Genomic DNA, 13376 nt, shown 5'->3' with positions numbered 1-13376 from the left:
ATACGTGAAATAGTCGGAGCCTCGGACGCATCGGAGCAGATGCCACCCGGCTCCCGGTCCGCAGCCACTTTACTTCCCCCATTTATTCCTCCATGATATAGTAGCGTCTCTTACCCTTGGAGATGGATTTGTACTCGATTGCATTGACGGGGCATCCGCAGATGCACGCCATACAGTGTGTACAGTCGCCGTTCCACACAGGACGCCCGCCCGTTATATCAATATTGTCCAACGGGCATCTCTGGGCGCATTTTCCGCAAGAGATGCATGTGTCCGATACTGTAAAACCTTTATCGTGGATGGCCAGCTTGTAATACAGTATATGGAGCGGGCCGCTTAACAGCCTGCCACCAAAGGATACCGGCGAAACAGGGAATGGTTCATTGTTCTGTATGTAACCGGCGAGCTCGGAATAGACAGGCTTTGCCCTCTCGATGATATCCGCGCATTCAGGCTCGCTTGGAGCTGCAGACAAAGCGATATAATTTTCCGGCATGCGTACAGAAACAAGTCCCTGATATTCCAGTCCCTTTTCCAGGCAGAGTTTTTCTGCGTATGCCGCCGCATTACCGTCGCTTCCTCCACAGGTCAGTACAAAATAGGCTTTCCGGCAGCCCTCAAACTTTGTCTCGCGAATCCAGCGTTGTACGACCCTCGGCACACGATAGGCATAGACAGGCGCGACAAATACGAGCGGGCGCTCCGAGCAGAACGTTTTTTTCTCCTTTTCCTTTAGACAATGGTTGACAGAAATGATTTCGTCATCGATGATTCCGGCAATGTGTTTTGCCGCAAGCTGGCTGTTGCCGGTACCGCTGAAATAAAAAACCATATGATACCTCCTCTGCAGAATGATTAACTTGTGACGGGCCAGTTATTGTACATCTATCCCGCTGACCATCTGATGCACATATTCTTTCGCCTGTTCCTTCGTGCACTCTTTCTTTTCCAGGTATTTCCACTCCAGTATGATCAACACGGCATCGCTGTATAGTTTTGCGGCCATTTCATGCGGTATCTTGAAGCGGTGCGAACAGGAACCGGCTTGAAATGCTTCCTCCATATTGGAAAGCAGATAGTACCGGATTTGGTTGATCAGATATTGGTCCGGTATATTGTTTTTCAATATTTTTTCAACCGTATCCAAATTACGGTCGAGGAAATCAAAACAGTTTTCCAGGAAAGCATCCATGCGCATCCTGCATGTACAAGCGTCCGCACAGCCGCTGTCAAGCTGCTTGCGGGCAGTTCTCAGGCAATACTCCAACAGATCATATTTGTCATCAAAGTAATTGTAAAAGGTTGCACGTGGCAGCATGGCCTGTTCACACAGCTCCCCTACAGCTATTTCTTCAAAAGATTTAGCAGAAAGCAGCATCAGCATAGCCTGTTGAAGAGAGGACAGCGTACGTGCCGCTCCAATCGTCATCTTCTTGGTAAAATCATATTTCATTTTGATCTCTCCTTTGACATTTTATTAAATTTGTCCAGATTCTTGCATCTATATCAGATTGGCACTTGTATATCTGCTTCATTCATCATAAACTAAAGTCAAGATTTATACAAGTGCAAAAAAATAGCAATGTGAAAAAAGGAGACTAGCATGACAAGAGAACATAAAATCAATATCAGCCGCAAAGAATGCATCGGCTGCGGGATGTGCGTAAAGGATTGCCCTGTAAATAATATCACTGTTAAGGACAAGAAGGCAGTAATCAAGATGCAGAAGTGCCTGATGTGTGGGCACTGCGTCGCCGTCTGTCCCAAAGCAGCAGTATCGATTACCGGATTTCATGAGCAGCCGGTAGAAATTGACAGGCCTGCCGTATTAGAACCGCAGCTTATGTTAGACGCTATCCGGTCCCGGAGGTCTGTCCGGCAGTTCAAACCGCAGCCAGTAGACGCGGAGGTCATAGAACAGGTCATAGAGGCAGGCCGTCTGACACCAAGTGCTGAAAATGCACAGGGCGTATCTTATATCGTCCTGCGTAAGGATATGGAGCGGTATGAGAAAATAGCAATCCGCTTTGCGAAGTGGATGCTGCCTTTGATGAAGCTTATAAAGCCGAATGCACGTAATATAATCATAGACGACCACTTTTTCTTTAAAAAAGCTCCCGCAGCCATTCTGGTGTTGGGAAAGGATAAGATCAGTGCATCGCTAGCCGCGTCTAATATGGAGCTTATGGCCGAAGCACATGGCCTGGGAGTCCTGTACAGTGGCCTGTTTGCCATGGCGGCAAACTATTCTTTTAAACTCCGGCGCAAGCTACATCTCCGTCATAAGAAAGTTGTAACGGTGCTGGTACTCGGATATCCAAATGTACGCTACCGGCGCACGGTACAGAAAGAGGAGGCAGATGTCCGTCACCTATAGGCATAGCTATCAGTGGCGGCTATGGCAAACTGCCTATTGTAAAAGAGGGTGCTGCACTCCTGAAAGGCAAAAAACGGGCGGCAGATGTATCAGAACATCTGCCGCCCAAATTTTCTTTGCTTAAGCGCTCATTTTCTGAGCGTTTTCTTTCTTGACGATACGGCTTAAGATAAAGGTTATGATTGCACAGAGCACTGCCGCAACCATAGCGTAAGTCCATGTCATGTTGTAGCCGGCTCTGCCGTAATTGTCCATCCAGCTTCCGACTAATGTATACATGAAGATGTCAGGCGTATAGCCGAGGCAGGATGCGATACCGGATACACGGCCGCTCATGTTAAGAGGGATGCCGGCATCATCGTGCACTGCAAAGTACTGGCTTCTAACAGCGTAGATGAAGAACAGTCCGACGAAGAAGTTGGCCACTACCATGACGCAGAGAGAAGCTTTTGACGGCATAACGATAAAGAGGCCGAATGATAATGCAAGTCCGATACAGCCGCCGATGATTACTTTAAAACGGGATTTGACCTTATCGGCAAGGAATCCTCCGACGATACCGCCGGCTCCCTGGATAAGATAACGGATACCGCCGAGCGTCGCAGCCGAAGCAGCGGACAATCCATAGAACTGCTGAGCGAACGTCGTTGCATATGCGATGAGGCCGTACACACTGTAGGCTGTGAATACGATTGCCACAAGCAGCCACACTCTTGGGATAAGAAGAGCCTTGAACATACCCTTTGTGACTTCCACAAAAGATTCAGGGTTTTCTTCCTTCTTCGTGTCTTCGATGAAGATAAAGTTGAGGATACCAATTATGATGACTACGATGGAGCATACTTTGATTGCCGCTGACGCTCCGGCAACTTCGTCTGCAAAGCGGGTAAATGCTGCTGTCATGCCGAATACGAGCAGCGCATTCATGATACCGCGCAGCCCTTCCTGCAATCCGAACAGACGTCCCTGCTCTTCGTCATTACCGAGCATACGTGTCGCTTTGATGCATGCGGACCAATATGTAATGATAGTAGAGATGCCCATAAGCACGAATATGACGCGGCTGATGGTATAGCCCGGGAACGTGGAAAACCACAGACCGAGGATACCCGTTGCGATGAACGAAAAGGTAAGCAGCTTCCTTGCCGAGAACTTATCGGCGATGATACCGCCTATAAAATAAGAGAATAGTGACATCGTTGCATAACCGGAAGAGAGCAGTCCCATCTGTGCGTTGGAAAGGTTCATGGCATTCTGAATCGGCACATAGAAGGTCTCACGGATATAGGGTAATTGAAAGATGATTCCGGCACCTGTCGCAAGAAGCAGCAGGGTACCATACTTTTTAATAAAAGCTTTGTTCATGATTTCGCCTCCAGATTAACTATAAATGTTGGTGGCACAGGCGCTGCAGTCGCCGTACCTGATATTAATGTAACAAAAAAAAGAGAAAAGTAATGCCAGGGTGGCGTTACTTCTCTCCTCACTCTTTGTAACTAATTCGAATCATAAAATATTTGTGGAAAAAAGTCAATCACTAAAAGGGCAAAAAAAGAAATATAATCATTGTGCACAAAAATAGAAAATCAATAATATGAAAAATAACCAATTGACAATCCGGCAAGAATGGTTTTATACTATATGCAGTTACCGAAAGAGATTTTCAGAGAAAAGTAACCAACGTGGCAGGCGTACTGCCCGTGTTGTGTTGCTTTTCTTTTTTTTGTCTTATGAGATATAAAGCTATCTGTTGGGCAGGAGCCTCTCTCTTTTGGTGAAGTATCAAAGAAAAAACGTGTGATTAATGAAAGGAGTCCAGTGTCATGGCAATTATTTCAAGAGAACAAATCGTAGAGGGGCTAGTCGATATCCTTGGCAGCGAACAGGTCATAACAGACGAGCAGGTATTGAAGGAGAGCAGTCTCGACAGATACAGAAAGTATGAGCAGGTATGTGAAGTGTATACACAGCCGATTCCTGCGGCAGTCGTATATGTAAAAAGTGCCGAAGAGGTATCCGAAGTGCTTACGTTTGCAAATGACAATGAGATAAATGTAGTACCAAGAACAGGACAGTCAGCCATTGAAGGGGGCCTTGAGACGGCTCTGAAGGACTCGGTAGTCATCGATGGCTCTACGATGAACAAGGTAATCAAGGTAGATGAATACAACATGCAGGTTACATGCCAGTGTGGTGTTCCGCTCCAGGAGCTGGATGACATGTTGAGAGAAAGAGGATATACGACAGGCCATTCTCCGCAGTCCAAGCCTCTGGCACAGATGGGAGGTCTTGTGGCGACGAGAAGTATCGGACAGTTCTCTACGCTGTACGGCGGTATCGAGGATATGATCGTAGGTCTGGAAGCAGTGTTCCCGAACGGTAAGATCTGCAGAATCAAAAACGTACCAAGGCGCGCGGCCGGGCCGGACATCAGACACATAATCTGCGGGAATGAAGGGGCGCTCTGCTATATCACGGAAGTCACGTTAAAGCTGTTCAAATGGCAGCCGGACAATAACCGTTACATCGGTTATATGCTGGATGACGAATATATGAAGCTTGGGTTTGACTGCCTGCGTGAGGTCATGGTAGAAGGATATAAGCCATCCTTTGCAAGGCTTTATGACGCGGCGGATGCACAGCAGCACTTCAGTGCCTGGCTGCCGGAAGGGAAAGCTATCCTGATATGGATGGCGGAAGGCCCTGCAAACATCACCCCGGCTATCGAGGCAGGAATCAAAGAGATGATGTCCAGACATCCGGAGCTGGAAGAAGTTGACCCGAAGCTTATCGAGAAATGGTACGGCGGCCTGAACTGGGGACCGGAACAAATCGCTGAGGAAAAAGAAGAGATCAAGGCCACGCAGAATATCGGCATCACGACAGAAGTATCTGGAAGCTGGGACAACATATATGACATCTATAAGACGGCCTGCGACAGAATACTGGAAGAAGTTCCGGATATGACACTTATGGGCGGACATTCCTCTCACAGCTACATCAACGGCACAAACATGTATTTCGTATACTATTACAATATCGTAGACTGTGCGCCGGAAGAAGAGATTAACAAATATCATGACAGGATTAACCAGATCATCTGCGAACAGGTTATCAAATACGGCGGTTCTATCGTCCACCATCACGGACTTGGCAAGGCAAGAGCAAAATACGTGACACAGGAATACGGCTCTTCCTATTACATGCTCAAGACGCTGAAGCAGGCATTTGACCCGAACGGCATCATGAACATGGGGACGCTGATTCCGCTTAGAAAATAAGCCATGAAGATACTAGGGTGTTTTAAGATAGTTCCGGATCTGGATCTGATAGCGGAAGAAGACTGGATTGCAGATGGCCAGCTTCAGGTAGATACCAGCTATGCGAAGCTATTGTGGAATTGTTTTGATGAAGGGGCACTGGAAATGATGTTAAAGCTTTCTGATTTATCAGAAGGCTTTGACGTCGTGTATGAGTTAAATGCGCTGACCGTGGGCAGACGCCGGCATGAGACCTTTTTAAAGACACTTTATGCGCTCGGGTTCGAGCACGCGGTGCGGGCAGAGGCAGAAGAAGACGTGGATATCCGTTTCTGCCCGGAGGTTATTGCACATATCGTGGCAGACTATGTTTCAGAAACTGCACCTCAAGACGTTGTGATTATGGGAACACAGAGTTCGGATGGAGGCAATATGAAGACGCCTCTTCTTTTGGCGGAGACGCTTGGATGGCCGTGTATCACCCAGGTGACTGGGATAGAACCGGTGGATGAAGGACATCTGAAGGTTACGAATGAGGAAGACGGACGGGTGGCAGAACAGGTCGTTGCGGTTCCTTGTGTCCTGGCGATGGGCAATGCGCCATCTGCCTATCTCCGTGTCCCTACATTAAAAGATAAGATGAAGCTTGGAAAGAAGCCGATTGAGCATATACAGCCGGACTGGGAGAAGATTTTGGAACAGGGGACTGATCAGGCGGTGGAGCTGACACGGCTGGAAGCTGTGGATGACAGCCGGGATACGGTACTTATCGAAGGGGATACTCCCGAGGAGAAGGCAAGAGAATTATATGAGTCATATTTGAAAGGAAGGCTTGATAAAATATGAGATATCATTGTATCATAGATGCATACTCCGAGGACGTAATACAACAGCTGGAGGAACTTGGTGCTTTTAAAGAAGCTTTCCTGTCTGTGGCAGAAGAAGGAGAATCATACGTTATGTGCCGGAACAGGGCGGATGTGGAGAAGCTGGGCAGATGCGTATGTGAGAGCGTCGTTGCCCTCACGGCGGAAGAATATTCGCCTGAGGCGGTTCTGGCGGTGCTGGAAAAGGAGATTGTCCAGGAAGACTTGTATATATTCGGAAGCGGATTTGCCGGAACGGAATTGTCCGTACGGCTGGCAGCCCGGGCGAAGGGCAGTTCTGTGGCCGCTGTCCACAGCCTGAAGCTTGCAGAGACGCTGACAGTAAAGAAGATGGTCTATGCCAATCATATGGAGGGCACATTTTCCATGAAAAAGGGCCCGTACTGCATCTCTCTGGCGAAGGGCCTGGACAGGCAGGAGCCGGAGGAAGGCATATGCCATGTCAGTAAGGAGATTCCTTGTCCGGCTTCGTCCGGCTTTGTCGTGTCGAGAAAAACTACTGCCAATGAAGCGGGGGGAGGCCTCAGGGAGGCAAAGGTCGTCATAGCGGCGGGCAGGGGAATTAAGAATAAGGAACGGGCAGATTTTGTGCAGGAGACGGCGGAGGCGCTAGGGGGCGAGCTCGGGGTTAGCCGGCCGGCTGCGATGAACGCGTGGGCTCCGATGAACAGGCTGATAGGCGTGTCCGGCGCCATGCTGCAGCCGGATATCTGCATCACGGCAGGCGTCTCCGGTGCAGCAGCCTTTTTTGCAGGGATAGAGAAGAGCAAGTTCATCGTTGCTATCAATACGGACGGACAGGCGCCAGTCATGAAGAAGGCGGACGTGGCGGTGGTGGATGATTTTGAGCCTGTATTAAAGGCATTGCGGGAACTGGCAGAAAAGTAGAGACAGGGGACAGGCATATGAGACAATTAATATATCCGATGAAGGAACAATATGAAGAATTTCTGATAGATGAGTCGAAATTTACCGGTTTTGCTGACAGCATATCTTTTCCGGAGAGCGAAGAGGAGATACAGGAAGTGCTTCGGGTGCTTAAGAACGAGAATGTCCCTGTCACAATCCAGGGCGGGAAGACCGGCATTACCGGTGCTGCCGTGCCGGAAGGGGGACATGTGATGAACCTGTCCCACATGGACAAGGTAAAGAGCAGCGTTCTGCTTGAAGATGGGACAGGACGGATAACCGTGGAGCCGGGAATCAACCGGATAGACCTGGATAAAGAAATCGCCGCGGCTTTCCGCAGGAACCCTCAGTTCTGGCCGCCAGATCCGACGGAGACCTCGGCGACGGTCGGAGGGATTGCGGCGACGGGAGCGCAAGGCATCAGCCGGCTGTTGTATGGATCCAGCAGAAAGTATATCGAATCAGTAAGGCTCGTAGACGTTGACGGACATGTCATAACGGCGGGGAGAGAAGAGAAGCTGACACTTCCTTCCGGGCGTGTGATAGACTGGATTGATGCGGTTCTTGGAAAGGAGGGTATCACAGGAGTTATCAGTGAGCTGACGCTCAAGCTTCTCCCGAAGCCGGAAAGCGTCTGGGGCATCGCATTCTTTTTTTGCAAGACGGCGGAAGCAGGGAGATTTGTCGATATGCTGAGGCAGGACCTGCCGGAATGTGAGAATGCTGCAATAGCAGCAGTCGAATATATCGACAGGGAGGCAATAGGACAGATTGAAAAGCACAAAAACGTTATGACGAAAATCAAAGAGCTTCCCGATGTAGGGGAAGGCATCGAAGGAATGGTATATATAGAGCTCCACGGAGTGGAAGAGGAGATTGAGATGCTGGCAGAGTCTCTGATGGAGTCAGCGATGGTGTGCGGCAGTAATCCGGATGAGGCTTGGGCCGTATCAGGCGAGGCGGATGTAGAAAGGCTACATGCGTTCCGGCATGGTGCTGCCGAGACTGCAAATCTTTATATAGAAGAAGCTCGCAGGAACGATGCTCGTATTACAAAACTCGGGACCGATATGGCTGTTTCTGACATGCCGTTTTCAGAGGTACTTGCAAATGTGAAGGAAGATCTGGAAGATGTAGGACTGAGAGGGTGTGTCTTTGGTCATGCGATGGAGAACCACCTTCATGTCAATATCCTGCCGGATGATTATGATGACTATGTAAAGGGAATCAGCCTTATAAGAAAATGGGTGTCCGAAGTCAGAGAACATCACGGGCAGATAGTTTTGGAGCACGGCATCGGCAAGCTGAAGCGCCGGATACTGGACGGGCTGCTTCCTGAGCAGCATGTAAAGCTGTGCGGGGAACTAAAAGCAGAGCTGGATGCCGGAAACGTATGGAACAGAGGCAACATTACAGGAGGAAAGGCGGACCGCGTATGAGGATTGCAGTGTGTATGAAGCAGGTACCTGCGGCTTCAGAGGGGAATATGGATCCGGAGACAGGGGTGCTTATACGGACAGGCCTTGAGACCGTTGTGAATGTATATGACCTGGCTGCCCTGGAAGCCGCCCTACGGTTGAAAGAGGCGTATGGCGCAGAGGTACACGTATTTACGATGGGACCGGCAAAAGCAGAAGGAGTACTGCGTGAAGCATTTGCCATGGGAGCAGATGAAGGGTATCTTATCTGTGACAAGGCATTTGCCGGGGCAGATGTGCTTGCCACGTCATATACCTTAAAGCAGGCCATAGAATGTGCAGGAAATTATGATCTTATCCTGTGCGGCAGACAGACGACAGACGGTGATACGGCGCAGGTGAGCGGCGCCCTCGCAAAGTGGATGGACATTGCCCATGTCAGCTGGACGGCAGAAATAACAGATATATCAAAAGATACCGTGAAGGTGCGTTATAATATGGATAACCGCATGATATGCGCGCAGGTACAGCTTCCTTGCGTCATATCCGTAGAAAAGGACCCATTTATACCAAGGATGCCCTCCCTCAAGCTCAAAATCAGCGGGAGGAAGAAGGAAATATGCACCTTCTCTTTACAAGACTTAGAAGACGGTGATGAGGAGAATTATGGGCTTAAGGGCTCTGCCACGAGAGTGAGGAAAATCTTTCCGCCGCAGCGGACCCAGAGGCAGGAGCTTGTGAGCATGGACAAAGAGAAGGCAGCAGATTATATCTTGCAGATACTCGATGTGGCTGCGCGGGAGGAACGGATATGAGACAGACAGATACGGCGGCATGGTCCGGGATTCTCGTATACATAGAATGCAGGCAGGGAAACGTACATCCGGTAGTACGGGAATTACTTGCAGAGGCCTGGCGGCTCGCCGGGAAGCTCGGAGAAGACGTATATGGAGTGGCAGTGGGAAGGGGACTGGAGGCAGTTCCCGGACAGCTTGCAGGCTGCCCGCTGGCAAAACTCTGGCTGTATGAGACAGAAGATGAATATAACCCGCTCCATTATGAAAAGATTATGGAAGAGTGTATTGAGGAGGTAAGACCTTCCGTCGTGCTTATCGGCGGGACACAGGAAGGCCGCGCCCTTGCCCCCCGGCTTGCAGTGGCCTTTGAAAGCGGCCTGACGGCAGACTGTACCTCTCTTGACATAGAGGAAGACGGCTGCCTTGTGCAGATTCGGCCTGCCTTTGGCGGGAATGTGATGGCCAGTATCGTGACCCGGCACACGAGGCCGCAGTTTGCGACAGTAAGGCAGGGAATCATGGAGGCCTCCTGCGGGATGCCTGCCAAAGCGCCGGAGATATTGAGGAAATGTGTGCCTCCTGCGGATGATAGTTTTCGCATATTGGAGGTAGAAAAGAAAGAGGTTCCAGGCGGTATAACGGATGCGAAACTGCTTGTCGTGGCAGGCAGAGGGGTGAAGAAGAAAGAAGACCTGGAGATGCTTGAGGAACTGGCAGAGCTGCTTGGAGGCAGGCTTGCCTCAAGCCGCGCACTCGTAGAGAAAGGCTGGATGCCGCCGCAATGTCAGATTGGGCTGTCAGGCAGCACCGTAAGCCCGGAGTACATGATTACGTGCGGCGTCTCCGGGACCGTGCAGTTTATGGCAGGCATGAGACATACGAAGAATATTGTCGCCGTCAATACAGACCCGGATGCCAGGATATTTGAGATTGCCCATTACCCGGTATGCGGTGACCTGTATGAGATAGTGCCGGAGATGATTAAAAGGCTGAAGGCCGGGAAAGGTGATGAGCTGGTTGAAATTCACATATAAACTAGAACAAGAAGAAATAGAGGAGGCCCTGCTTGATCTGAACTGGCGCAGAGAAGGAAGGTTCCGGACAGTCAATCTGTGGACGCTGAGCTTGCTGGGCGTCCTGGTTTTGATAGGATATATAAGAAATCCGGAACTGTTTTATCTGTTCCTGCTGCTGTTGTTCATTATACTGACGCTGTTCTATATGGCGTATGGCATGACTTATGGCAGAAAGCGGAGGGCAAAAAAGATGGCTGCCAGGGACGGGGAATACCGTTTGGAGATTACAGACTCAGCCATTATATCAGGAGACAAAAGTGAGAAAATAAAGCTGGATGGAAAGAAGCTGCAGTTCCTTTGTTCGGACAACGTCCTCGTTATCCGTGCTGATAGGGATGTATATACGATACCGAGGCGGATACTGGAAGACGGTGAGCTTGAAGCTTTCAAAAGGATTGCAGGAAGATACAAGTGCAGCTTTATTCGCATTGAAGTGAGAAAGGAGTGAGAGTATGGAAGCGGAAGTAAGAGAGAAAAGTGTGAAGCTGTCATTGAGAAAAGGGGTGTTCTTCCCTCCGTGGCTTCTTCTTGTGGCGATGGTTGTCGTAAGCCTGACGAACGGCGAAGCGTTCATGGATGGGCTGAATACGGTGACGAACTGGATACTCGGCAATTTCGCGTGGGCGTTCAACCTGACTACGGTTGCCTGCGTCATCACGGTTATCATGGTGTACTTTTCCCCGCTTGGGAAAGTGCGCATCGGAGGCAGCAAGGCAAAGCCGATGATGAAGTTCCTGGATCTCGTATGGATTACGCTCTGTACGACGATTGCGGCAGGTATCTTATTCTGGGCGTGTGCAGAGCCATTGTACCATATGTATGCCCCGGCAGTCGCAGAAGGAGTGGAGGCAGGTACGGCAAGTTCCGCGCTCTTCGCCATGAAGACGATGTTCCTCGAGTGGACGTGGTCTCCATATGCCATCTATACAGTGGCGACTTTGATATTTGCCTTTGTATTCTATAATATGAAGCAGTCTTATTCCATGGGTTCTGCTCTTGTCCCGGTGTTTGGAGAGAAAGTTAAGCGGTATAACGCTGTTGTGGATGTCATCTGCCTGTTTGCCCTTGTGGCCGGTATGGCGGCATCGCTTGGCACTGGCACTATGACAATAGGCGGTGGTGTGGAGAAGGTATTTGGAGTTGAAAGTGGTCCGTTATCGTGGGGGATCATCATTGCCGTGATTGTGACGACATTTATTATCTCAAGTATATCCGGTATCATGAAAGGCATCCGTGTACTGTCCTCCATCAATGCCAAAGTATATATGGTTCTTCTCTTGTTCTTATTTGTATTTGGACCGACGGCATTTATGCTGAATCTTTCTGCGGAATCCTGGGGAGCCTATATACAAGACTTCTTCCGGATGAGCCTTATGACGGGCGATATCTTCCAGGATGGATGGGCGAAGAGCTGGCCTATATTCTACTGGTGCAACTGGCTGGCATGGACGCCGATTACAGCAGTGTTCCTCGGAAAGATACTGAGAGGGTATACGATAAAGGATGCCATCAAGTGCAACTTTGTCATACCGGCAATTTTCAGCACAATCTGGATGGGGCTGTTTGCGACCGCGTCTATCTATTATGAGATGAACGGTGTCGGACTGTATGACACCTTACTTGACAAAGGAACAGAATCTGTCGTGTACGCGGTATTCGACCAGCTTCCTCTTGCGGTAATCGTCATCCCGTTCTATCTGTTTATCGTGTTCATCTCCTTTGTCACAGCATCTGATTCGAATACAAACGCTATGGCAGGGCTTTGTACGAACGGCATTACGCAGGATGAGCAGGAATCTCCGGCATGGCTTAAGATTGTATGGGGAATCTCTATCGCGCTCATGACATGGCTGCTGATCAGCTTTGCGGGAATCGATGGTATCAAGGCCGCATCAAATCTGGGTGGCTTTCCGAATATGTTCCTCATTCTCCTCATGATTGTCGGATTGTGGAAGATCAGCCGGAATCCGCAGAAGTATGACGTGCACAAGGAAGACTACGACAGCAAGGGGCGGCCGATAGAGACGCCGCGTCTGCCAATTGAAAAGGAGTAAAAAATGATGTCTTTGACAAAAGAATATTTTATGGAGGCGACGGAAGCCTGCCCGGTCATTCCGGCGGTCAAAAATGATGAGTGGCTGGAGGGGTGCAGGGAATCGGAGTGCGGCATCGTGTATATCATATATGGGGATATCTGTACAATCGCGGACATTGTACGTAAGGTAAAAGATATGGGCAAGAAAGCGATTGTACATGTAGATTTGATTGTGGGATTGTCCTCTAAGGAAATCAGCGTAGATTTTATACAGAAGTATACGGAAGCCGACGGCATCATCAGCATGAAGCCGGCGCTTATCAAGCGTGCGAATGAACTTGGCATGTTTACGATTCAACGTTTTTATATGATGGACGCGTTGACATATGCCAACATTGTAAAGCATGTCAAGAACTGTAATCCGGACGTGGTGGAATTCCTCCCGGCAGGGCTGCCGAAGGTCATACAATATCTTTTGGAAGAGATAGACAAGCCGGTGGTTGCAAGCGGTCTTATCCTGGACAAAGAGGATGTGATGGGCGCGCTTAAGGCGGGTGCCTTTGCCGTCTCAACCACGAACCGGCAGATGTGGGACTGTTAAGAGTAAGGAGATTAAG

The 13376-nt window shown here is 49.4% G+C and carries 13 protein-coding genes; 10 read left to right on the top strand and 3 right to left on the bottom strand.

The genetic code is table 11. From position 1 onward, the window contains the following. Positions 1-82: 82 nt before the first annotated feature. Both HJV72_RS16735 and HJV72_RS16730 read right to left on the bottom strand, forming a co-directional pair. Positions 83-832, bottom strand: a complete 750-nt coding sequence (locus tag HJV72_RS16735) for an EFR1 family ferrodoxin (protein ID WP_208072700.1) — start codon at positions 830-832, stop codon at positions 83-85. Positions 833-874: 42 nt separating this feature from the next. Continuing rightward, complete coding sequence (locus HJV72_RS16730) at positions 875-1453, bottom strand: TetR/AcrR family transcriptional regulator (RefSeq protein WP_208072698.1); 579 nt, start codon at positions 1451-1453, stop codon at positions 875-877. A gap of 150 nt (positions 1454-1603) precedes the next feature. Here HJV72_RS16730 and HJV72_RS16725 point away from each other — a divergent pair, with 150 nt between their 5' ends. After that, complete coding sequence (locus HJV72_RS16725) at positions 1604-2377, top strand: nitroreductase family protein (protein WP_208072696.1); 774 nt, start codon at positions 1604-1606, stop codon at positions 2375-2377. Positions 2378-2497: 120 nt separating this feature from the next. On the opposite strand, the gene HJV72_RS16720 is transcribed toward HJV72_RS16725, so the two are convergent. Next, a complete protein-coding gene (locus HJV72_RS16720; protein WP_208072694.1) occupies positions 2498-3742 on the bottom strand; it encodes an MFS transporter in 1245 nt (414 codons plus the stop codon). A 458-nt stretch (positions 3743-4200) separates the two neighbouring features. On the opposite strand from HJV72_RS16720, the gene HJV72_RS16715 reads away from it, so the two are divergent. The 9 genes from HJV72_RS16715 to HJV72_RS16675 are packed head-to-tail and all read left to right on the top strand — an operon-like array spanning position 4201 to position 13360. Next, complete coding sequence (locus HJV72_RS16715; protein WP_208072692.1) at positions 4201-5658, top strand: FAD-binding oxidoreductase; 1458 nt, start codon at positions 4201-4203, stop codon at positions 5656-5658. A 3-nt stretch (positions 5659-5661) separates the two neighbouring features. After that, positions 5662-6483: an electron transfer flavoprotein subunit beta/FixA family protein gene (locus HJV72_RS16710; protein ID WP_208072690.1), complete on the top strand. Its 822-nt coding sequence runs from the start codon at positions 5662-5664 to the stop codon at positions 6481-6483. Beyond that, on the top strand, positions 6480-7412 hold the full coding sequence (locus HJV72_RS16705; RefSeq protein WP_208072688.1) for an electron transfer flavoprotein subunit alpha/FixB family protein: 933 nt from the start codon (positions 6480-6482) through the stop codon (positions 7410-7412). Before HJV72_RS16710 ends, HJV72_RS16705 begins: the two co-directional genes overlap by 4 nt. A gap of 17 nt (positions 7413-7429) precedes the next feature. Continuing rightward, positions 7430-8872: an FAD-binding oxidoreductase gene (locus tag HJV72_RS16700; protein ID WP_208072686.1), complete on the top strand. Its 1443-nt coding sequence runs from the start codon at positions 7430-7432 to the stop codon at positions 8870-8872. Further along, positions 8869-9666, top strand: coding sequence for an electron transfer flavoprotein subunit beta/FixA family protein (locus HJV72_RS16695; protein ID WP_208072684.1), 798 nt, complete (start codon positions 8869-8871; stop codon positions 9664-9666). Before HJV72_RS16700 ends, HJV72_RS16695 begins: the two co-directional genes overlap by 4 nt. Next, positions 9663-10682 (top strand): electron transfer flavoprotein subunit alpha/FixB family protein, encoded by a 1020-nt coding sequence (locus HJV72_RS16690; protein WP_208072682.1) that lies wholly within the window; start codon positions 9663-9665, stop codon positions 10680-10682. Before HJV72_RS16695 ends, HJV72_RS16690 begins: the two co-directional genes overlap by 4 nt. Further along, positions 10657-11172: a hypothetical protein gene (locus tag HJV72_RS16685; RefSeq protein ID WP_208072680.1), complete on the top strand. Its 516-nt coding sequence runs from the start codon at positions 10657-10659 to the stop codon at positions 11170-11172. The genes HJV72_RS16690 and HJV72_RS16685 overlap by 26 nt, the downstream gene beginning before the upstream one ends. 4 nt (positions 11173-11176) lie before the next feature. Next, entirely contained in the window at positions 11177-12778 is a 1602-nt protein-coding gene (locus HJV72_RS16680; RefSeq protein WP_208072678.1) for a BCCT family transporter, read from the top strand. 6 nt (positions 12779-12784) lie between these two features. Next, entirely contained in the window at positions 12785-13360 is a 576-nt protein-coding gene (locus HJV72_RS16675; RefSeq protein WP_208072706.1) for a glycerol-3-phosphate responsive antiterminator, read from the top strand. Positions 13361-13376 lie beyond the last annotated feature (16 nt).

The organism is Extibacter sp. GGCC_0201 (genome assembly GCF_017566055.1).
Taxonomy (GTDB): Bacteria; Bacillota; Clostridia; order Lachnospirales; family Lachnospiraceae; genus Extibacter.
The sequence above is the reverse complement of the archived record's forward strand: the minus strand, read 5'-3'. Positions and strand labels throughout refer to the sequence as shown.

Excerpts from the sequence above, each read along its gene's own strand:
- HJV72_RS16725 (WP_208072696.1), top strand. The coding sequence starts at position 1,604 with ATGACAAGAGAACATAAAATCAATATCAGCCGCAAAGAATGCATCGGC.
- HJV72_RS16730 (WP_208072698.1), bottom strand. The coding sequence starts at position 1,453 with ATGAAATATGATTTTACCAAGAAGATGACGATTGGAGCGGCACGTACG.
- HJV72_RS16715 (WP_208072692.1), top strand. The coding sequence starts at position 4,201 with ATGGCAATTATTTCAAGAGAACAAATCGTAGAGGGGCTAGTCGATATC.
- HJV72_RS16705 (WP_208072688.1), top strand. The coding sequence starts at position 6,480 with ATGAGATATCATTGTATCATAGATGCATACTCCGAGGACGTAATACAA.
- HJV72_RS16720 (WP_208072694.1), bottom strand. The coding sequence starts at position 3,742 with ATGAACAAAGCTTTTATTAAAAAGTATGGTACCCTGCTGCTTCTTGCG.
- HJV72_RS16735 (WP_208072700.1), bottom strand. The coding sequence starts at position 832 with ATGGTTTTTTATTTCAGCGGTACCGGCAACAGCCAGCTTGCGGCAAAA.
- HJV72_RS16680 (WP_208072678.1), top strand. The coding sequence starts at position 11,177 with ATGGAAGCGGAAGTAAGAGAGAAAAGTGTGAAGCTGTCATTGAGAAAA.
- HJV72_RS16695 (WP_208072684.1), top strand. The coding sequence starts at position 8,869 with ATGAGGATTGCAGTGTGTATGAAGCAGGTACCTGCGGCTTCAGAGGGG.
- HJV72_RS16685 (WP_208072680.1), top strand. The coding sequence starts at position 10,657 with ATGAGCTGGTTGAAATTCACATATAAACTAGAACAAGAAGAAATAGAG.
- HJV72_RS16700 (WP_208072686.1), top strand. The coding sequence starts at position 7,430 with ATGAGACAATTAATATATCCGATGAAGGAACAATATGAAGAATTTCTG.
- HJV72_RS16675 (WP_208072706.1), top strand. The coding sequence starts at position 12,785 with ATGTCTTTGACAAAAGAATATTTTATGGAGGCGACGGAAGCCTGCCCG.
- HJV72_RS16690 (WP_208072682.1), top strand. The coding sequence starts at position 9,663 with ATGAGACAGACAGATACGGCGGCATGGTCCGGGATTCTCGTATACATA.
- HJV72_RS16710 (WP_208072690.1), top strand. The coding sequence starts at position 5,662 with ATGAAGATACTAGGGTGTTTTAAGATAGTTCCGGATCTGGATCTGATA.